The following is an 18100-nucleotide window of genomic DNA, read 5'->3' as shown; positions in this document are numbered from 1 at the left end:
GGAAACATGATAAATCAAGCACCTAAACGTTCCGACGAGCCGGTTTTCTGGGGATTGTTCGGCGCCGGCGGTATGTGGGGGGCGATCGTCGCGCCGGCCATCGTGCTGCTGATCGGCATTCTGCTGCCGCTGGGGCTGTTCCCCGGTGAGACGCTGGGTTACGAGCGCGTGCTGGCGTTCTGCCAGAGCCTGATCGGCCGCCTGTTCCTGCTGCTGATGATCATTCTGCCGCTGTGGTGCGGCCTGCACCGCATCCACCATGCGATGCACGATCTGAAGATCCACGTGCCGGCCGGCAAGTGGGTGTTCTACGGTCTGGCGGCGATCCTTAGCGTGGTCACCGTCATCGGCGTCGTCACGCTGTAAACCGCTCAGGCGGCCAACGCCCGTTGGCCGCCCTTTTCTCATCGGCTACACTGTCTACTCGCCCCCGGTAAACAGGAGCCACCGATGCGTTTATGGTCAAAGCTTAGCGTCATGCTTTCCGCCCTGCTCTCCGTCGCTTGCAGCGTCTCCCCGCCTAAAGACATCAAGGTCGTGACCCCTTTCGACAGCCAGCGCTATCTCGGCACCTGGTATGAGATTGCACGTCTGGATCATCGCTTTGAACGCGGTTTGCAGCAGGTGACCGCCCACTACAGCCCGCGTGCCGACGGCGGACTGAAAGTCATCAATCGCGGCTTCAATCCGCAGAAACAGCAATGGCAAGAAAGCGAAGGCAAAGCCTACTTTATCGGTTCACCGCAGATCGCGGCGCTGAAAGTGTCGTTCTTCGGCCCCTTCTATGGCGGCTACAACGTGATTGCCCTGGACCCGGACTACCACTACGCGCTGGTTTGCGGCCCGAACCGCGACTATCTGTGGATCCTGTCGCGCACGCCGACGCTTGACGCCGCCGTGCGCGACCGTTTATTGCAGACAGCCAAAGGCTACGGTTTCGCCACCGACAAGCTGATCTGGGTGCAGCAGTCCGCCGATCAGTGACTGCTGAACTTCAACCCGAGTATGCCGACCACGATCAGACACAGGCTGATGATGCGCGCGATATTGGTCGATTCCCCCAACAGCAGCATGCCCATGATGGCCGCGCCCACCGCGCCGATGCCGGTCCACACCGCGTAGGCGGTGCCGGCGGGCAGCGTTTTCATGGCATTGGCCAACAGCAACATGCTGACCACCATCGCGGCGATGGTGATAATGCTCGGCGTCAGCCGGGTAAAACCGTGGGTGTATTTCAGACCGATAGCCCAAACCACTTCGAGCAAACCGGCGATAAGCAGAATAATCCAGGCCATGAGACGGCCTCCCTACCACTGGGGTCGTCCCCGATAAAATGACGCGTAAACGGGTCGTCCCGTTCAGCGGGGTGATGCATGACGGGTAACCTCACCCGCACTGCGGCAGGATAGCAGCAGCGTTAACGCTCAGGCAAGGGATAGAAATGGGGCGGCTCTCCGCAGCCGGAACGCCGCCGGGTGGAATGCGGATTATTCCGCGCTGCGCTGAATAGCCTTGCCGCCGGCCTGAATGTCTTCACCCACACCGCGGGTGGTATTGCAGGCGGTCAGCGAGCTCAAAATCATCAAAGAGAAGATCGCGATAATACTTTTCTTCAGCATAAGAAAGTCCTTATTTGTCGTTGATGAAAAAGTACGGCTTTCTAAGCGTAGTCAAAATTGACGGAGGGTGTGGGATCGTGACCGGCTTTGTGGCGCAAATACATCGGGTTAAAGGCAGGATCAGCTGGCCGTGCGGGAGATGGCGCCGCCGAGATGCTGAACGTCTTCGCCGAAACCGCGAAACGTATTGCAACTGCTGAGGGAGAAAAGGAACAACAGGGAGAGCACGGCCAACAGCGTTTTCTTGAACATGCGGATTTTCTGCCAACAAACGAGGATGGGATAAAACAGAGGAACCGCGGGGGTTCCTCTGTTTTGAAACTTACTTAACGCGAGAGACGTATTCGCCAGAGCGAGTGTCAACCTTGATCACTTCGCCGATCTGGACGAACAACGGCACTTTTACCACGGCGCCGGTGCTCAGGGTCGCCGGCTTGCCGCCAGTCCCTGCGGTATCGCCTTTCAGGCCAGGATCGGTATCGGTGATTTCCGCTTCGATAAAGTTCGGCGGCTGAACGGCGATTGGACGGCCATCCCACAGGGTGATGATGCACTCTGCGTTATCCTGCAGCCATTTGGCCGCGTCGCCGACGGTTTTGCCGTCAACCTGATGCTGTTCGAAAGACTCAGGGTGCATGAAGTGGTAGAACTCACCGTCGCTGTACAGGTAGTTCATGTTGGTGTCCATCACGTCTGCGCCTTCGCAAGAATCGGTAGACTTGAAGGTTTTTTCCACGCGGGTGCCGGTCAGCAGACGGCGCATTTTCACGCGTGCAAACGCCTGGCCTTTGCCCGGCTTAACGAACTCACTGGCTTCGACGGCGTAAGGTTCGCCCTCGAACATGATTTTAAGACCCGGACGGAAATCGTTGCTAGAATAAGTCGCCATGATGGCCCTCTGAATATTTGAACTGGTAGCTTAGCCAAAAAAATGGCACACATTATAACCCAAAGTACGGCACATAGAGAAGATTGGTTGCATCAACTCGCCGATGTTATTACCGATCCCGATGAATTACTGCAGCTTTTGTCACTGAATACGCACCCGGAACTGCCGCAGGGGCGCGATGCCCGCCGGCTGTTTGCCCTGCGCGTGCCGCGCGCCTTCGCTGCGCGCATGCGCCCCGGCGATGCCAACGACCCGCTGCTGCGCCAGGTGCTGACCGCCAGAGAGGAGTTCATCAACGCCCCAGGGTTCACCACCGATCCGCTCGATGAGCAGCGCAGCGTGGTGCCGGGCCTGTTGCACAAATACCGCAATCGCGCGCTGCTGCTGGTCAAAGGCGGCTGTGCGGTCAACTGCCGTTACTGCTTCCGCCGCCACTTCCCCTATCAGGATAATCAGGGCAACAAGAACAACTGGCGGCAGGCGCTGGATTATATCCGCCAACACCCGGAACTGGACGAAATCATTTTTTCCGGCGGCGATCCGCTGATGGCCAAAGACAGCGAGCTGGAGTGGCTGGTCGGCGAGCTGGAGACCATCCCGCACCTGAAACGCCTGCGCATTCACACCCGTCTGCCGGTGGTGATCCCGGCGCGCATTACGCCGGCGCTGTGCCGCCTGCTGTCGGCCTCGCGCCTGCAGGTGCTGATGGTCACGCATATCAACCACGCCAACGAAATCGACCGCGAGCTGCAGAGCGCCATGGCTCAGCTGCGCCGCGCCGGCGTCACGCTGCTCAATCAAAGCGTGCTGCTGCGCGACGTCAACGATGACGCCGACACGCTGGCCGCGCTCAGCAACGCGCTGTTCGACGCCGGCATCCTGCCCTACTACATTCACGTGCTGGACAAGGTGCAGGGCGCGGCGCACTTCATGGTCAGCGACGATGAAGCGCGCGTCATCATGCAGGCGCTGCTGAGCAAGGTGTCCGGTTATCTGGTGCCGCGCCTGACGCGTGAAGTGGGCGGCGAACCGAGCAAAACACCGATCGACCTGCGCCTGATGCAGGAGTGATGCGCGCCACATGGCCTGATGGAACGAAAAGAGGAATGCCGTGGCATTCCTCTTTTTTTATCTCTGTGCGGCGTTTGGCCTCAGCGCCTTACGGGCACTTGTAAACCTGGCCGACCATTTTGCTGTCCAGCGGCGCGAAGCTGGAGAGCAGGTTCTGGCTTGGGCTGTTGGCGCCGTAGATCACGTTGCCGCCCATTGCCGCCGCCTTGTTGCGCAGATCGTTGGCCGCACCGCGCATGGAGCTGCCCTCACCGCCGTTGCCGGACAGCCAGTTGCTCTGGGTGCCGGTCACTTCCCCCAGCAGCTGGCATTCCGCCGCCGGCTTGCTGTCGGTGAACTTGATCTGCTGACCCGCAGCGGTCAGTTCATGAGTGGTGCTGCAACCCGCCAGCAGCACCGCTGCCGAAAGACCCAGTAAGGCTTTAATCCGCATCTTGTTCCCCATTCGATGTTGAGAATTACGCAAAATCTTCTACCCGTCGCCTTTCAAGCTGTAGCGTTGTTGACTGCACCCGCTCACCCCAGTTACTTACTCAAGTAAGCGCCTGGGGACTCACGAGCTGGCCGCCTAGCTACAACTTGAAATTCATAGGGTATATCAGAAAGCGATGCCATCTCTTAAGCATCCGTTGCCGCGCGAGCGGGCCAACGTCTTGAGCGACAGCTGATGACTAACCAGTTTACCAGCTAAATCGCCCCGGGCGGCAAAAATATCATCAAATACAGAGCGGCGGCATTATACCCAGCCGGCACCGGCCGCCGAAGCCGACGCTGCCGGCTCTCCCGCCAGTTGGAATACCGCCACCGCCTGCGCCAGCAGGGCCGCCTGCTCCTCCACGCCGACGGCGGTGGTCGCCACCTCTTCCACCAGCGCGGCATTCTGCTGGGTTACCTGATCCATCTGGGTCACCGCCACCCCGACCTGCTCAACGCCCTTGCTTTGCTCTTGCGACGCGTACGAGATGTTATCCATCAGCGACGTCACCTGGTTCACCGAGCCGACGATGGCATTCATCGTCTCACCCGCCTGTTCCACCAGCCGCACGCCGGCGGCGATATCGCCGGTGACGCCGTCGACCAGGCTGCTGATCTCCTTGGCCGAAGTCGCACAGCGCTGCGCCAGGTTGCGCACTTCGCCGGCCACCACCGCAAAACCCCGCCCCTGCTCCCCGGCGCGCGCGGCCTCGACGGCGGCGTTCAGCGCCAGAATGTTGGTCTGGAAGGCGATGCCGTCGATCACGCTGGTAATATCCCCCACCTGACGCGCGCTGTCGTTGATCGCCCGCATCTTGTCGACCGCGCTGGCCATCAGCGTTTCGCCGTTGCGGGCAATGCCGGCGGTCTGATTGACCATCCCGGCGGCCTGGTTGGCGTTATCGGCGTTTTGCCGCACCGTGGCGGTGATCTGTTCCATGCTGGCGGCGGTTTCCGTCAGCGCGCTGGCCTGTTCTTCTGTGCGGCTGGAGAGATCGGCGTTGCCGACGGCAATCTCATGCGTGCCGTGGTTGATCGACTCCACGCCGTCACGCACCTGCTGCACGGTGGCGCTCAGCTCCTGCTGCATCGCCTGCAGGCTGGCGAACAGCATGCCAATCTCATCGTTGCTGCGCGCCACGATCTTGCTGCGCAGATCGCCACGCCCAACCTTTTGCAAATGTTCGGCAATCTGGCGCAGCGGCAGGATCAGGCGCCGGCGGAAATCACGCTGTACGGCGACCAGCAGCAGCAGGATCGCCGCCAGGGTGCCGCTCAGCAGGCGGGCGAACACTTTCTGAGTCTGCTCCGCCTCCTCCACCGCCAGACGGTGAGCAACCACCGTCGCCCGCATGTAGTCGGCAAACTGGCCGTCCAACCGTTGGCGCACCTGACGCTTCTCGGCCGCCATGGCGTGCAGCCGTTCAATCAACGATGCCTGCGGCGTCTCGGCCAGCAGCGTCAACTCTTGCTTCAGCACTCTCTGCTGCGCCAGGTAGACCTTTTTCATCGCCTCGCCCAGCTCCGGGCGCGATACCGTCAGGCCCGGCGTATCCCAGAACAGATTGAAAGCGACATCGGCGCCGCGCAGCTCGCCGCGCGCCTCATCAATGCCCTGCTGAATATCGGCTCTGCTGGTCTGCGCCATACGCTCGAACGCCAGGTTGTCGATCAGCGTCTGCGTTTGCAGCAAGGAACGCCAGCTGCGGTTCAGCGCCGCTTCCTCGTCGGAGAAAGTGCTCATCCTGCCGATGCTGTTGCCGTTTTGCTGCATGAAATAGAAGGCGATGGCGCCGGTTCCCATGGGCATCAAGCCCAGCAGCAACAGCATCAACATCAGCCAGGTGGCTATTTTCATATTTTTCAGCATAAGTCGTCTCCGTTGACAGTCACCCCGGCGGGGGAAAATTCCCCGCCCGGTAGGGGCTATATCGGTACGAAACGACAACGGTTTAGGGTAAAAGCAAAATAATGCAATAATTCATTCAGTGAACTAATAACGCGCTAAACAAATATTCTTTTTATTGATTTTTAAGATAAAAAAACCCCGGTCGTTTGACCGGGGTTCTCAGCACACAAGCGTGTGGGGGATGATTACATCATGCCGCCCATACCGCCCATGCCACCCATGCCGCCTGCTGCGCCCAGATCCGGTGCGTCAGCCTTCGGCAGGTCGGTGACCATGCATTCGGTGGTGATCATCAGGCCAGCCACAGAAGCCGCGTACTGCAGAGCAGAACGGGTCACTTTGGTTGGATCCAGGATACCCATCGCGATCATGTCGCCGTATTCTTCAGAGTAAGCGTTGTAGCCGTAGCTGCCTTCGCCCGCTTTCACCTGGTTGGCGATAACGGAAGCTTCTTCACCGGCGTTAACCACGATCTGACGCAGAGGGGCTTCCATTGCGCGCAGCGCAACTTTGATACCCACGTTCTGGTCTTCGTTGTCGCCTTTCAGCGCGGCGATTTTGCCTGCAACGCGGATCAGCGCGACGCCGCCGCCGGCAACCACGCCTTCTTCCACTGCGGCGCGGGTTGCGTGCAGGGCGTCTTCAACGCGGGCTTTCTTCTCTTTCATTTCAACTTCAGTCGCTGCGCCAACCTTGATAACGGCAACGCCGCCGGCCAGTTTCGCTACGCGCTCCTGCAGTTTTTCACGATCGTAGTCAGAGGTCGCTTCTTCGATCTGCTGACGGATCTGAGCAACGCGGCCCTGGATGGTCGCTTCGTCGCCCACGCCATCGATGATGATGGTGGTGTCTTTGTTGATGACAACGCGTTTCGCCTGACCCAGGTCTTCCAGGGTGGCTTTTTCCAGCTCCAGACCGATCTCTTCAGAGATAACGGTACCGGCAGTCAGGGTCGCGATGTCCTGCAGCATGGCTTTACGACGGTCGCCGAAGCCAGGCGCCTTAACGGCAGCCACTTTCACGATGCCGCGCATGGTGTTGACCACCAGGGTCGCCAGCGCTTCACCTTCAACGTCTTCAGCGATGATCAGCAGCGGTTTGCCTGCTTTGGCAACGGCTTCCAGCACCGGCAGCATTTCGCGGATGTTGGAGATCTTCTTGTCAGCCAGCAGGATGAACGGGCTTTCCAGCTCAACAGAACCGGTTTCCGGCTTGTTGATGAAGTATGGGGACAGGTAACCGCGGTCGAACTGCATACCTTCAACCACGTCCAGCTCGTCTTGCAGGCCAGTGCCTTCTTCAACGGTGATAACGCCTTCTTTGCCCACTTTCTCCATCGCTTCCGCGATCAGTTTACCCACGGTTTCGTCGGAGTTGGCGGAGATGGTGCCCACCTGAGCGATAGCTTTGGAATCGGAGCAAGGTACGGACAGTTTTTTCAGTTCTTCAACCGCAGCGACAACCGCTTTGTCGATGCCGCGCTTCAGATCCATCGGGTTCATGCCGGCAGCAACCGCTTTCAGGCCTTCGGTGATGATGGATTGAGCCAGTACGGTTGCCGTGGTGGTGCCGTCGCCCGCCGCGTCGTTCGCTTTGGAGGCCACTTCTTTCACCATCTGTGCGCCCATGTTCTCGAACTTGTCTTCCAGCTCGATTTCACGCGCAACGGAAACGCCGTCTTTGGTGATGGTCGGTGCGCCGAAAGATTTATCCAGCACTACGTTGCGGCCTTTCGGGCCCAGGGTCACTTTTACTGCATCAGCGAGAACATTCACGCCGCGGAGCATTTTCACGCGAGCGTCATTGCCGAATTTTACGTCTTTAGCTGCCATTGGTATTTCCCTTCAACTCGTTCAGTTCAGAAGATAAAGCGCAATTACGCTTCAACAATTGCCAGAATGTCGCTTTCGGACATGATCAACACTTCTTCATTGTCGATCTTCTCTGCTTTCACGCCGTAGCCGTCGTTGAAAATCACGATATCGCCAACTTTCACATCCAGCGGTTGGATGTTGCCGTTTTCCAGCACACGCCCTTTACCCACTGCAACCACTTCACCGCGAGTGGATTTACCCGCAGCAGAGCCAGTCAGGACGATGCCGCCAGCAGATTTTGATTCAACTTCTTTGCGCTTGACGATAACGCGGTCATGCAATGGACGAATACTCATTGAACGCTCTCCTGTAAGAAGGTCTCTATCAGATTTAGGGTTGTACACCGGATGGTTGTTATTACCGGCCTCGTGGCATTTGAGATGGGGGCGTTCCAGCCCCCTTCAAGGGGGCTAACAAAAAAAATTTCGCATTTTTGGTTCGGCGAGTGCCGCAGAGATGAAAAACGCGGCCTGGGCCGCGTTTGCTTAACGATCGTGAGGTTTGCGATCCTCGTCCGGGCGGTGTTCCAGCACCGGGCGCTCGTCGTCCCTGCGCTGGAATTCGCCGTCAAAGGTGTTGCCGTTGGCGGCGTCGCCGCCCGTCCAACCGCCGGGGCGATACACCGACAGATGCGGCATCAGCTTCAGCGTCAGCGATTTTTGCACCGGCGGCAGCAGCAGCAGCAGGCCGAGGAAGTCGGTGAAGAAGCCCGGAATCAGCAGCAGGAAGCCCGCCAGCACCAGCGAAACGCTTTTCACCATTTCCGCCGCCGGGCTTTCGCCGGCCGCCAGTTTTTGCTGCATCTGCACGAAGGTTTTCATACCCTGATTGCGCACCAGCGAAATGCCGACGCAGGAGCTGAACACCACCAGCAACAGGGTGACAGCCACGCCGAGCACGGCGGCGACTTTGATAAAGATGGATATTTCTATGTAAGCCAGCAGAAATATCAGCAGTAGCGGTAACCAGCGCACCTGGTTCTCCTATCGGTAGGTAAAGCACGGCCGCCACGGGGGCGACAGCGCGAAAAAAGAGGCCGTAAACGGCCGACACCATTACAATGAGGGCATCCCCCCACCATTTCAACCGAGAGCCGGTTTTTATTGCTAAAGTTCACAAACGTGAAAGAAGTCACAGAACCGGAAAAGGGCATATCCTTAAACACCATAAGGTGATCTGGATTCAGTCATTTCTTATCAACCAGCATATGATCTGGGCAGCAACGGGCGATTTGGTTAATCGTTTCACGCCCCAAGCCTTCGGCAATATTAATTTAGGCTGTGCCCTTTAGCCTTGACCTGACAAATTATTAATTCGGCAGCAACACATAGAGAAGGTTCTCATGTCAAACAACATTCGTATCGAAGAAGACCTGTTAGGAACACGTGAAGTCCCCGCAGACGCTTACTACGGAGTTCACACTCTGCGTGCGATTGAAAACTTCTACATCAGCAACAGCAAAATCAGCGATGTCCCCGAGTTCGTTCGCGGCATGGTGATGGTGAAAAAGGCCGCGGCGATGGCCAACAAAGAACTCAAAACCATCCCGCGCAAAATCGCCGACGTGATCATCCAGGCCTGCGACGAGGTGCTGGATAAAGGCAAGTGCATGGATCAGTTCCCGGTGGACGTATTCCAGGGCGGCGCGGGCACCTCGCTGAACATGAACACCAACGAAGTGCTGGCGAACATCGGCCTGGAGCTGATGGGCCACCAAAAAGGCGAATACCAGTACCTGAACCCGAACGATCACCTCAATAAATGCCAGTCCACCAACGACGCCTACCCGACCGGGTTCCGCATCGCGGTGTACGCCTCCAACCAGAAACTGATCGACGCCATCAACCAGCTGCGCGAAGGCTTCGATCGCAAGGCGAAAGAGTTCGAAACCATCCTGAAGATGGGCCGCACCCAGCTGCAGGACGCGGTGCCGATGACCCTCGGCCAGGAATTCCACGCCTTCAGCGTGCTGCTGAACGAAGAGACCCGCAACCTGCACCGCACCGCGGAGCTGCTGCTGGAAGTGAACCTGGGCGCCACCGCCATCGGCACCGCGCTCAACACCCCGGAAGGCTACCAGCCGCTGGCGGTGCAAAAACTGGCGGAAGTCAGCGGCCTGCCGGTGGTGCCTGCGGAAGACCTGATCGAAGCCACCTCCGACTGCGGCGCCTACGTGATGGTGCACAGCGCGCTCAAACGCCTGGCGGTGAAACTGTCCAAAATCTGTAACGACCTGCGCCTGCTCTCCTCCGGCCCGCGCGCCGGCCTGAATGAAATCAACCTGCCGGAGCTGCAGGCGGGATCGTCCATCATGCCGGCCAAAGTGAACCCGGTGGTGCCGGAAGTGGTCAATCAGGTGTGTTTCAAGGTGATTGGCAACGACACTTGCGTTACCATGGCGGCCGAAGCGGGCCAACTGCAGTTGAACGTGATGGAGCCGGTGATCGGCCAGGCGATGTTCGAGTCGATCCACATCCTGACCAACGCCTGCTACAACCTGCTGGAAAAATGCATTAACGGCATCACCGCGAATAAAGAAGTCTGCGAACACTACGTCTTCAACTCGATCGGTATCGTCACCTATCTGAACCCGTTCATCGGCCACCACAACGGTGACATCGTCGGGAAGATCTGCGCCGAAACCGGCAAGAGCGTGCGTGAAGTGGTGCTGGAACGCGGCCTGCTGACCGAAGCCGAGCTGGATGACATCTTCTCCGTGGAGAACCTGATGCACCCGGCCTATAAAGCCAAACGCTATACGGATGAAAATGAACAATAACAGACCTACCCGGTAGCCCTGAAAGGCACGCTAAATCCTCTGGATAGCGTGCCTTTTTACTTTTAGGCGCCCACAAAATTTTAACGTTTGATTTTCAATTTCTCTCATTTTAAGGAGTAAACACTATGCTAGCCGTAGAATTGGTTATCGTTCTGCTGGCCATCTTTTTAGGGGCCAGGTTGGGCGGTATCGGTATCGGGTTCGCGGGGGGATTGGGCGTTCTGGTCCTGGCGCTGATCGGCGTCAAGCCGGGCAGCATCCCTTTCGACGTGATTTCCATCATCATGGCGGTGATCGCGGCGATCTCCGCCATGCAGGTCGCCGGGGGGATGGACTACCTGGTGCAGCAGACTGAAAAACTGCTGCGCAAGAACCCCAAACATATCACCATTCTCGCCCCTATCGTCACCTACTTCCTGACCATCTTCGCCGGCACCGGCAACATCTCGCTCTCGGCGCTGCCGGTGATCGCCGAGGTGGCGAAAGAACAGGGCATCAAACCTTGCCGGCCGCTGTCGACCGCCGTCGTCTCCGCCCAGATCGCCATCACCGCCTCGCCGATCTCCGCCGCGGTGGTGTACATGTCTTCGGTGATGGAAGGCCACGGCGTCAGCTACCTGCATCTGCTGATGGTGGTGATCCCGTCCACCTTCTGCGCGGTGCTGGTGATGTCGCTGCTGGTGACCTGGCTGTTCGACTCCAAACTGTCTAACGACCCGGTGTACCTGAAACGCCTGGAAGAGGGTCTGATCACCCTGCGCGGCAACAACGCGCTGGCGATCAAACCGCGCGCCAAAACCTCGGTGCTGCTGTTCCTGCTGGGCGTGCTGTGCGTGGTGGCCTACGCCATCATCAACAGCCCGGGCCTGGGCCTGGTGGCCAAGCCGCTGATGAACACCACCAACGCCATCCTGATCATCATGCTGAGCGTCGCCACGCTGACCACCCTGCTGTGCCGCGTCGACACCGACATGGTGCTGAACTCCAGCACCTTCAAGGCCGGCATGAGCGCCTGTATCTGTATCCTCGGCGTCGCCTGGCTGGGCGACACCTTCGTGCAGGCCAATATCGATTGGATCAAAGAGACGGCCGGCAGCGTCATTCAGGCGCACCCGTGGCTGCTGGCGGTGATCTTCTTCTTCTGCTCGGCGCTGCTGTACTCGCAGGCCGCCACCGCCAAGGCGCTGATGCCGATGGCGCTGGCGCTGAACGTGTCGCCGCTGACCGCCGTCGCCTCCTTCGCCGCCGTTTCCGGCCTGTTCATCCTGCCGACCTACCCGACGCTGGTCGCCGCGGTGCAGATGGACGATACCGGCACCACGCGCATCGGCCGCTTCGTGTTCAACCATCCGTTCTTCATTCCCGGCACCATGGGCGTGATCTTCGCGGTGGTATTCGGCTTCCTGCTCGGCAGCGTCATGCTGTAACGCTTCGACCGGGGCTGCGGCCCCGGTTTTCCTTCTGGCGATAAACTCGCCTTCTAGCCAATCCGCCTTCAGGGTATAGTGCCCATTCGAACCGATGAGAGGGCTGAAGATGTCTGATTGCGAAGCTGTCGTCATACTCTGTACCGCACCCGATGAAGCCAGCGCCCAGGAACTGGCGGCGCGGGTCTTGGGCGATAAGCTGGCGGCCTGCGCCACGCTGCTGCCCGGCGCCACCTCGCTGTATTACTGGGAAGGGAAGCTGGAACAGGAATACGAGGTGCAGATGCTGTTCAAAAGCGATCGCCACCGTCAGCAGGCCCTGCTCGACACCCTGAAACAACATCACCCCTACCAGACGCCCGAGCTGCTGGTATTGCCGGTGATGGCCGGAGATAAAGACTACCTGTCATGGATCAACGCTTCATTAAACTGATTTTGCTGCTGGGCAGCCTGTTCTTCCTGCCGCAGGCGGCGCAGGCTTCACTGTTCGCGCCGAAGGGCGGCAGCCAGTTCGTGCCCGTCGATCGGGCCTTCGCTTTCGATTTCAAACAGCAAGGCAACCAGGTAACGCTGAACTGGCAGATCCGCCCTGGCTATTACCTGTATCGTCAGCAGATCAAACTGGTGCCGCAGCAGGCGACGCTCGGCGCCTTTACCCTGCCGGAAGGATTGAGCCACAAGGACGAGTTCTTCGGCGAAGTCGCCATCTTCAAGCAGCAGCTTAATCTGCAGGTGCCGCTGCAACAGGCAGCGGCCAACGCCCGCCTCAGCGTCACCTATCAGGGCTGCGCCGAGGCCGGCTTCTGCTATCCGCCGGAAACCCGGGTCATCCCGCTGGATGCCGTCAGCGCAGGCGCTGCCGCCCCGCTCCCGGCCGCTGCACCGGCTGAAGCGCCCGCCGCACCGGCCAGCCTGCCGTTTTCGCCGCTGTGGGCGCTGCTGATCGGCATCGGCATCGCCTTCACGCCGTGCGTGCTGCCGATGTACCCGCTGATCTCCGGCATCATTCTCGGCCGTGACCGGCCACAAAGCAGCGGCCGCATTCTGGCGCTGGCGGTGGTTTACGTGCAGGGCATGGCGCTGACCTATACCCTGCTCGGGTTGGTGGTGGCCGCCGCTGGCCTGCAGTTCCAGGCGGCGCTGCAACATCCTTATGTCTTGATCGGCCTGTCGGTGCTGTTCATCGCCCTGGCGCTGTCGATGTTCGGCCTCTATTCCCTGCAGCTGCCTTCCGCACTGCAAACCCGGCTGGCTAACTGGAGCAACACCCAGCGCGGCGGCTCGCTGACCGGCGTGTTCCTGATGGGCGCCCTGGCCGGGCTGATTTGCTCGCCCTGCACCACCGCGCCGCTCAGCGCCATCCTGCTGTATATCGCCCAGAGCGGCAATCTGTGGGCCGGCGGCGGCACGCTGTACCTGTACGCGCTGGGGATGGGCATTCCGCTGGTGATCGTCACCCTGTTCGGCAACCGCCTGCTGCCGCGCAGCGGCCCGTGGATGCAGTACGTGAAAGAGGCCTTCGGCTTCGTCATTCTGGCGCTGCCGGTGTTCCTGCTGGAGCGAGTGATCGGCGATCTGTGGGGCATGCGTTTGTGGAGCCTGCTCGGCCTGGCGTTCTTCGGTTGGGCCTTCGCCCTGAGCCTGAGAAGCGCGCGCGGCTGGGCGCGCGCCTTGCAACTGCTGCTGCTGGCGGCGGCGGTGATCGCCGCGCGGCCGCTGCAGGACTGGGCTTTCGGCGCCGACCAGGCGCAGCAGGCCGCTCAGCCACACCTGGCCTTTACCCGCATCAACAACGTCGCACAGCTCGATCTGGCGCTACAACAGGCGCGGGGCAAGCCGGTGATGCTCGATCTGTACGCCGACTGGTGCGTAGCCTGTAAAGAGTTCGAAAAATACACCTTCAGCGATGCGGCGGTGCAGGCGAGCCTGGGCAACGCGGTGCTGCTGCAGGCGGATGTGACCGCCAACAGCGCGGAACAGGCGGCGCTGCTGAAGCACCTGCAGGTGCTGGGGCTGCCGACGATCCTGTTCTTCGATCCGGCGGGCCAGGAACTGACGGCGCAGCGGGTCACCGGTTTTATGAAGGCGGAAGCCTTCAACGCGCATTTGCAGAAAGTGATGCGATAAATGACACTGAAGATCGGAAGCGAATGGGAGGAAGCACAAGTGCAACGTGAACACGTCCTTGATACCGCGCTGGGCCTGTTGGAACAACAGGGCCTGGCGACCGCCACATTAGAGATGCTGGCGGAAAAACTCGACGTTCAGCCCGGCGATCTCAAACGGTTCTGGCCGGATCGCGAAGCGCTGCTGTACGACTGCCTGCGCTACCACGGCCAACAGATCGACACCTGGCGCCGCCAGCTGCTGCTGGACGAAAATCTGAGCCCGCAGCAAAAGCTGCTGGCGCGCTATGACGTGCTGGCGGAATACGTGCAGCAAGACCGCTATCCCGGCTGCCTGTTTATCGCCGCCTGCAGCTTCTTCCCGGAAACGGACCACCCGATCCACCAGCTGGCGGAGCAGCAAAAGCTGACCTCGCTGGAGCTGACCCGCGAATTGCTGCGTGAAATGGACGCCGACGACGCCGACATGGTGGCGCAGCAAATGGAGCTGATTCAGGAAGGCTGCCTGAGCAAACTGCTGGTAAAACGCCAGCTCCAGGACGTATCGGTCGCCAAACGGCTGGCGGAAGACATCTTGCAGGTGGCGCAGTGCCGCCGCAACGGGGCGCTGAGCTGAATCGGCAGAGTTGGTGAAGCCGCCACCCCGAGGCGATAGCCACAACAGGCGCATTTTTTGCGCCCTTTGCCTGAAAAGCCAGCAACCGGACGCATTTTAGCGTCTTTCACGCATAAAGCCGTTGACGGCTTTATGCCAATACGGTTTAATGCTGCCCGTTGCCCGGATAGCTCAGTCGGTAGAGCAGGGGATTGAAAATCCCCGTGTCCTTGGTTCGATTCCGAGTCCGGGCACCATATTCAGAAGAACCCGCCTATGGCGGGTTTTTCGCTTTCTGGAGTACGAACTCTCCATCCCTCCCATGGCTTTTTCAGGATGCCGCCAGGCGCGGATTGACGAAAAGCAGGCAGACCGCTGCCAGCAGCGACGGCAGCGCGAAAGCCATAAAGTTTTGCTGCAGCGTCAATTCACTATCAATCAATACACCGCCCATGAAGGGCCCCAGAATCGCGCCAATGCGACCAATACCTAACCCCCACCCAAGACCCGTTGAAGTCATGGTTCCAGGATAGAAACGGGCGACATAGGAACTCATCGCGATTTGCGTACCAATAGTGCTTGCACCTGCAATAATCAGCAGCGAATACAGGATGTACACCGGCGTCTGAGTACCCAACAACACTAAAGTGGCGGCACCCAGCAAAAAATACCCAATAAGAATACGTCTTCCATTCATTCGGTCCATCAGCCAGCAACTGCTCAACGCCCCGACAATGGTGCCCAGATGCAGCGCAAACAGGAACGACAGGCTGGAGCCTAATGGATAGCCAGCCTGCAACATCAACTTAGGCAACCAGGAGGTCATGCCGTAGATGACAAACAGCGACATGAAGAAAACCAGCCAGAACATCAACGTACTTAAGCCTCTGCGTTCAGCGAACAGATCCTTCAGGGTCGCCTTTCCCGCTTTTATACCTGCCGAGGAAGAGCTGATAAACTTCGTACCGGGTTGATGGATATAGTCTGGCGCGATCTTTTCCAAAAGGCGTTTTAAACGGTCATGCTGTTCGGTTTTCACTAGAAATGCCGCCGATTCGGGCAGGTGGCTTAACATCCACGGCAAAACAATGAGTGGCAAAGCGGCAATATAAAATATAGATTGCCACCCCGCGACCGGGATCAAATAAATGCCTGACAGCGCCGCGAGCATGCCGCCGATGGAATAACCGCTAAACATCAGCCCAACCATCAGGCTCCGCTTACTTTTAGGTGAATATTCGCTGGTGAGGGCCGTAACGCTGGGCATAACGCCTCCCAGCCCCATGCCGGCGATAAAACGACACCAGCCGAATTGGCTGGCATTAACGCTAAAGCCGCAAAGAAAAGTAAATAAGCTAAAGGTGATAATACACAAACTAATGGTTTTCTTCCTTCCTATTTTATCTGAGAGCGGACCCAATAAAATCGCGCCGAGCATCATGCCTACTAAGGTATAACTGCCCAGCAGACCCGCCTGAGCCGCAGTGATGCCCCAGTTCACCATGAGCTCAGGAAGGACCACACCCAGTACAGCAAGATCGAAACCGTCAAAAACAATAATAAAAGCGCACCATAACACCGTGAGTCGGTGCATATTATTCAGTTTCGCATTATCTATTATTGGATTGATATCCACGACACAAATATTAGCCTGAGACATATGCCCTCCTGAAAATGAAATCAGCACCAACCATAAATATCAGAGCAAACAACCAATAACAGGTTGAGCTTATGTATTTCACTTATATAGACGAATTGAATTCAGCTAAAAAGCTTATTCTTTAATAAAAAGGAAAAACCACCTATGATGAGTGGCCAATACATATTTTATTTTCATCCGCGACGATATCGCTCATGGGCGCGCTCGTCTAACACCCATTTTGCATCGTATTGATACCTTAAAGGCATAATCGTGGAGCTGCGTCATTTACGCTATTTTATCGCCGTCGCGGAAGAGCAGAATTTCAGCCGGGCGGCTGAGCGGCTGCATATCAGCCAACCGCCGCTCAGCCGGCAAATTCAGCAGTTGGAGGCGAGCCTGGGGGTGAGGCTGTTTAAACGCGGCTCGCGTCCGCTGGTGCTGACCGCGGCCGGGCGCTTTCTCTATGGGCACGCACTGCAATTCCTGGCGCAAAGTCTCGAATTGAAGACCATGACCCAGCGCGTGGGGCAAGTAGAGCGCCCGCTATCGCTCGGTTTTGTCGCCTCAACGCTCTATGACATCCTGCCGCAGCTGATTCGCCGTTTCCGAACCGCTCACCCCGAAGTGGGTCTGAGCCTGCATGAAATGACCACTCTGGAACAGACCCGGGCGCTCAAGGAAGGGAAAATCGATGTAGGATTCGGCCGCATTCGCCATGAAGACATGCATATACGCCGCATTATCCTGCGAGAAGAGCCTCTGATGGCGGCCTTAGCGGCCGATCACCCGCTGGCGCGTTCGGAGGGATTAACGCTGCGCGCCCTACAGGCGGAAACGCTGATCGTTTACCCGCAAACGCCGCGCCCAAGCTTTGCCGATCAGGTGCTGGCGACCTTTCGCGATCGTGCGTTAGTCCCCAGAAAAATCATGGAGGTGCGGGAACTGCAGGTCGCATTGGGGCTGGTCGCCGCAGGTGAAGGCATCGCGTTGGTTCCCCACTGCCTGCACAGCCTGAAGCGCCCAGACGTGGTCTACAACGTATTGAACGAACAGCGCCTGGTTTCCCCGATCATCATGAGCATCCGGCAGTTGGATGAATCTGAAGATATCAAGACACTGTTGCGGATGATTTACACCCTGTATGACGAACAAGGTATTGCCTACATCAAGCCTGAACGGCAAGATTGAGATACCTATGGCGGGCAAAACGAAGAAAAAGCCCGCCATCGTCGTGGCGGGCTTGACTACATACACTCCTTATTGGCAAATCGAAGCGTATTTCTTCATAAACGGGCTGGCGCAAATTGACGCGTAAATGTCTTTTTGCAGTTGGCTGGCGCTAGAATCCGGCTTTTGCGAACCGCCAACGTTTACACCGGTGCCGTTGTTGCCGTTAGTGCTGCCGTTAATACTCACGTCAACGGAAGTTCCGCCACCGCTGCCGCTATTGCCATTGAGACCGCCTTCAATCACCAGCCCGGCCTGCGCCAGCTGCGAACACATCAGCAGTGTGCAACCCAGCAATGCGATTTTTTTTCTCATCATGTCCTTCTCCTTGTTTATTGAATTATCCGTTTGTATTTATTTCCCTGTGCGGCAGACCCTGTACCGGTTTCCTGTTGCGGCTAACGCCCTCTTTCACCTATCGCAAATCGCCTTTTCTTCATGCGCTGATCGTGTTTGAAAAACGCATAT

Annotated in this window: 20 protein-coding genes and 1 tRNA gene; 10 read left to right on the top strand and 11 right to left on the bottom strand. The window is 58.2% G+C overall.

Annotated features, from left to right (window positions below; translation table 11 throughout):
• Positions 1-6: 6 nt before the first annotated feature.
• Together frdD and blc are read left to right on the top strand one after the other, a co-directional pair.
• Entirely contained in the window at positions 7-366 is a 360-nt protein-coding gene (gene frdD / locus ACJ8OK_RS10000) for a fumarate reductase subunit FrdD (protein WP_033631601.1), read from the top strand.
• Between the two features lie 84 nt (positions 367-450).
• Positions 451-984 (top strand): outer membrane lipoprotein Blc, encoded by a 534-nt coding sequence (gene blc, locus ACJ8OK_RS09995; RefSeq protein WP_033631600.1) that lies wholly within the window; start codon positions 451-453, stop codon positions 982-984.
• Here the strand turns inward: blc and sugE are convergent.
• From sugE to efp, 4 genes are all read right to left on the bottom strand, one after another.
• Positions 978-1295: a quaternary ammonium compound efflux SMR transporter SugE gene (sugE, locus tag ACJ8OK_RS09990; protein WP_082997118.1), complete on the bottom strand. Its 318-nt coding sequence runs from the start codon at positions 1293-1295 to the stop codon at positions 978-980. The two genes, blc and sugE, sit on opposite strands and share 7 nt — an antisense overlap.
• Positions 1296-1487: 192 nt before the next feature.
• Positions 1488-1619, bottom strand: a complete 132-nt coding sequence (locus tag ACJ8OK_RS09985) for an entericidin A/B family lipoprotein (protein ID WP_004929668.1) — start codon at positions 1617-1619, stop codon at positions 1488-1490.
• Positions 1620-1739: 120 nt separating this feature from the next.
• Positions 1740-1871, bottom strand: a complete 132-nt coding sequence (locus ACJ8OK_RS09980; protein WP_004929667.1) for an entericidin A/B family lipoprotein — start codon at positions 1869-1871, stop codon at positions 1740-1742.
• A 70-nt stretch (positions 1872-1941) separates the two neighbouring features.
• Positions 1942-2508 carry an elongation factor P gene (efp, locus tag ACJ8OK_RS09975; RefSeq protein ID WP_004929666.1) on the bottom strand — a complete coding sequence of 189 codons (567 nt, stop codon included), beginning with the start codon at positions 2506-2508 and terminating at the stop codon, positions 1942-1944.
• Positions 2509-2550: 42 nt separating this feature from the next.
• Here efp and epmB point away from each other — a divergent pair, with 42 nt between their 5' ends.
• Positions 2551-3579, top strand: a complete 1029-nt coding sequence (epmB, locus tag ACJ8OK_RS09970) for an EF-P beta-lysylation protein EpmB (RefSeq protein ID WP_082997117.1) — start codon at positions 2551-2553, stop codon at positions 3577-3579.
• An 88-nt stretch (positions 3580-3667) separates the two neighbouring features.
• On the opposite strand, the gene ACJ8OK_RS09965 is transcribed toward epmB, so the two are convergent.
• The 5 genes from ACJ8OK_RS09965 to ACJ8OK_RS09945 all read right to left on the bottom strand — a co-directional run bounded on the left by ACJ8OK_RS09965 (position 3668) and on the right by ACJ8OK_RS09945 (position 8810).
• Positions 3668-4012 carry a DUF4156 domain-containing protein gene (locus tag ACJ8OK_RS09965; RefSeq protein WP_004929664.1) on the bottom strand — a complete coding sequence of 115 codons (345 nt, stop codon included), beginning with the start codon at positions 4010-4012 and terminating at the stop codon, positions 3668-3670.
• 303 nt (positions 4013-4315) lie between these two features.
• A complete protein-coding gene (locus ACJ8OK_RS09960) occupies positions 4316-5923 on the bottom strand; it encodes a methyl-accepting chemotaxis protein (RefSeq protein WP_060558387.1) in 1608 nt (535 codons plus the stop codon).
• A 224-nt stretch (positions 5924-6147) separates the two neighbouring features.
• The gene (gene groL, locus ACJ8OK_RS09955; RefSeq protein WP_004929662.1) at positions 6148-7794 is read right to left on the bottom strand and encodes a chaperonin GroEL; all 1647 of its coding nucleotides are present in this window, start codon (positions 7792-7794) and stop codon (positions 6148-6150) included.
• Between the two features lie 44 nt (positions 7795-7838).
• Positions 7839-8132 (bottom strand): co-chaperone GroES, encoded by a 294-nt coding sequence (locus ACJ8OK_RS09950; RefSeq protein WP_004929661.1) that lies wholly within the window; start codon positions 8130-8132, stop codon positions 7839-7841.
• Positions 8133-8321: 189 nt separating this feature from the next.
• Positions 8322-8810, bottom strand: a complete 489-nt coding sequence (locus ACJ8OK_RS09945; protein ID WP_261440960.1) for an FxsA family protein — start codon at positions 8808-8810, stop codon at positions 8322-8324.
• A 368-nt stretch (positions 8811-9178) separates the two neighbouring features.
• Here ACJ8OK_RS09945 and aspA point away from each other — a divergent pair, with 368 nt between their 5' ends.
• From aspA to ACJ8OK_RS09915, 6 genes are all read left to right on the top strand, one after another.
• A complete protein-coding gene (aspA, locus tag ACJ8OK_RS09940; RefSeq protein ID WP_004929659.1) occupies positions 9179-10615 on the top strand; it encodes an aspartate ammonia-lyase in 1437 nt (478 codons plus the stop codon).
• 125 nt (positions 10616-10740) lie between these two features.
• Complete coding sequence (locus ACJ8OK_RS09935; protein WP_016929379.1) at positions 10741-12042, top strand: anaerobic C4-dicarboxylate transporter; 1302 nt, start codon at positions 10741-10743, stop codon at positions 12040-12042.
• A 109-nt stretch (positions 12043-12151) separates the two neighbouring features.
• Positions 12152-12475: a divalent cation tolerance protein CutA gene (gene cutA, locus ACJ8OK_RS09930; protein WP_060558382.1), complete on the top strand. Its 324-nt coding sequence runs from the start codon at positions 12152-12154 to the stop codon at positions 12473-12475.
• Positions 12451-14169, top strand: coding sequence for a protein-disulfide reductase DsbD (locus ACJ8OK_RS09925; RefSeq protein WP_082997115.1), 1719 nt, complete (start codon positions 12451-12453; stop codon positions 14167-14169). The genes cutA and ACJ8OK_RS09925 overlap by 25 nt, the downstream gene beginning before the upstream one ends.
• Positions 14170-14208: 39 nt before the next feature.
• Positions 14209-14784 carry a division control transcriptional repressor DicD gene (gene dicD / locus ACJ8OK_RS09920; RefSeq protein ID WP_016929381.1) on the top strand — a complete coding sequence of 192 codons (576 nt, stop codon included), beginning with the start codon at positions 14209-14211 and terminating at the stop codon, positions 14782-14784.
• A gap of 160 nt (positions 14785-14944) precedes the next feature.
• A tRNA-Phe gene (locus ACJ8OK_RS09915) sits at positions 14945-15020 on the top strand.
• A 74-nt stretch (positions 15021-15094) separates the two neighbouring features.
• Here the strand turns inward: ACJ8OK_RS09915 and ACJ8OK_RS09910 are convergent.
• A complete protein-coding gene (locus ACJ8OK_RS09910) occupies positions 15095-16423 on the bottom strand; it encodes an MFS transporter (protein WP_033631569.1) in 1329 nt (442 codons plus the stop codon).
• Positions 16424-16675: 252 nt separating this feature from the next.
• On the opposite strand from ACJ8OK_RS09910, the gene ACJ8OK_RS09905 reads away from it, so the two are divergent.
• Entirely contained in the window at positions 16676-17593 is a 918-nt protein-coding gene (locus tag ACJ8OK_RS09905; RefSeq protein ID WP_134942512.1) for a LysR family transcriptional regulator, read from the top strand.
• A 69-nt stretch (positions 17594-17662) separates the two neighbouring features.
• On the opposite strand, the gene ACJ8OK_RS09900 is transcribed toward ACJ8OK_RS09905, so the two are convergent.
• A complete protein-coding gene (locus ACJ8OK_RS09900; protein WP_033631567.1) occupies positions 17663-17950 on the bottom strand; it encodes a hypothetical protein in 288 nt (95 codons plus the stop codon).
• Positions 17951-18100 lie beyond the last annotated feature (150 nt).

The sequence above is a fragment of the Serratia sp. CY71090 genome, from assembly GCF_052166845.1.
Taxonomy (GTDB): Bacteria; Pseudomonadota; Gammaproteobacteria; order Enterobacterales; family Enterobacteriaceae; genus Serratia; species Serratia nematodiphila.
The sequence above is the reverse complement of the archived record's forward strand: the minus strand, read 5'-3'. Positions and strand labels throughout refer to the sequence as shown.

What these genes read in the sequence shown, in the direction of transcription:
- efp (WP_004929666.1), bottom strand. Translation starts at nt 2,508, where the DNA reads ATGGCGACTTATTCTAGCAACGATTTCCGTCCGGGTCTTAAAATCATG.
- ACJ8OK_RS09910 (WP_033631569.1), bottom strand. Translation starts at nt 16,423, where the DNA reads ATGTCTCAGGCTAATATTTGTGTCGTGGATATCAATCCAATAATAGAT.
- ACJ8OK_RS09925 (WP_082997115.1), top strand. Translation starts at nt 12,451, where the DNA reads ATGGATCAACGCTTCATTAAACTGATTTTGCTGCTGGGCAGCCTGTTC.
- sugE (WP_082997118.1), bottom strand. Translation starts at nt 1,295, where the DNA reads ATGGCCTGGATTATTCTGCTTATCGCCGGTTTGCTCGAAGTGGTTTGG.
- epmB (WP_082997117.1), top strand. Translation starts at nt 2,551, where the DNA reads ATGGCACACATTATAACCCAAAGTACGGCACATAGAGAAGATTGGTTG.
- ACJ8OK_RS09965 (WP_004929664.1), bottom strand. Translation starts at nt 4,012, where the DNA reads ATGCGGATTAAAGCCTTACTGGGTCTTTCGGCAGCGGTGCTGCTGGCG.
- frdD (WP_033631601.1), top strand. Translation starts at nt 7, where the DNA reads ATGATAAATCAAGCACCTAAACGTTCCGACGAGCCGGTTTTCTGGGGA.
- cutA (WP_060558382.1), top strand. Translation starts at nt 12,152, where the DNA reads ATGTCTGATTGCGAAGCTGTCGTCATACTCTGTACCGCACCCGATGAA.
- ACJ8OK_RS09900 (WP_033631567.1), bottom strand. Translation starts at nt 17,950, where the DNA reads ATGATGAGAAAAAAAATCGCATTGCTGGGTTGCACACTGCTGATGTGT.
- blc (WP_033631600.1), top strand. Translation starts at nt 451, where the DNA reads ATGCGTTTATGGTCAAAGCTTAGCGTCATGCTTTCCGCCCTGCTCTCC.
- ACJ8OK_RS09935 (WP_016929379.1), top strand. Translation starts at nt 10,741, where the DNA reads ATGCTAGCCGTAGAATTGGTTATCGTTCTGCTGGCCATCTTTTTAGGG.
- ACJ8OK_RS09950 (WP_004929661.1), bottom strand. Translation starts at nt 8,132, where the DNA reads ATGAGTATTCGTCCATTGCATGACCGCGTTATCGTCAAGCGCAAAGAA.
- ACJ8OK_RS09980 (WP_004929667.1), bottom strand. Translation starts at nt 1,871, where the DNA reads ATGTTCAAGAAAACGCTGTTGGCCGTGCTCTCCCTGTTGTTCCTTTTC.
- groL (WP_004929662.1), bottom strand. Translation starts at nt 7,794, where the DNA reads ATGGCAGCTAAAGACGTAAAATTCGGCAATGACGCTCGCGTGAAAATG.
- ACJ8OK_RS09985 (WP_004929668.1), bottom strand. Translation starts at nt 1,619, where the DNA reads ATGCTGAAGAAAAGTATTATCGCGATCTTCTCTTTGATGATTTTGAGC.
- aspA (WP_004929659.1), top strand. Translation starts at nt 9,179, where the DNA reads ATGTCAAACAACATTCGTATCGAAGAAGACCTGTTAGGAACACGTGAA.
- ACJ8OK_RS09960 (WP_060558387.1), bottom strand. Translation starts at nt 5,923, where the DNA reads ATGCTGAAAAATATGAAAATAGCCACCTGGCTGATGTTGATGCTGTTG.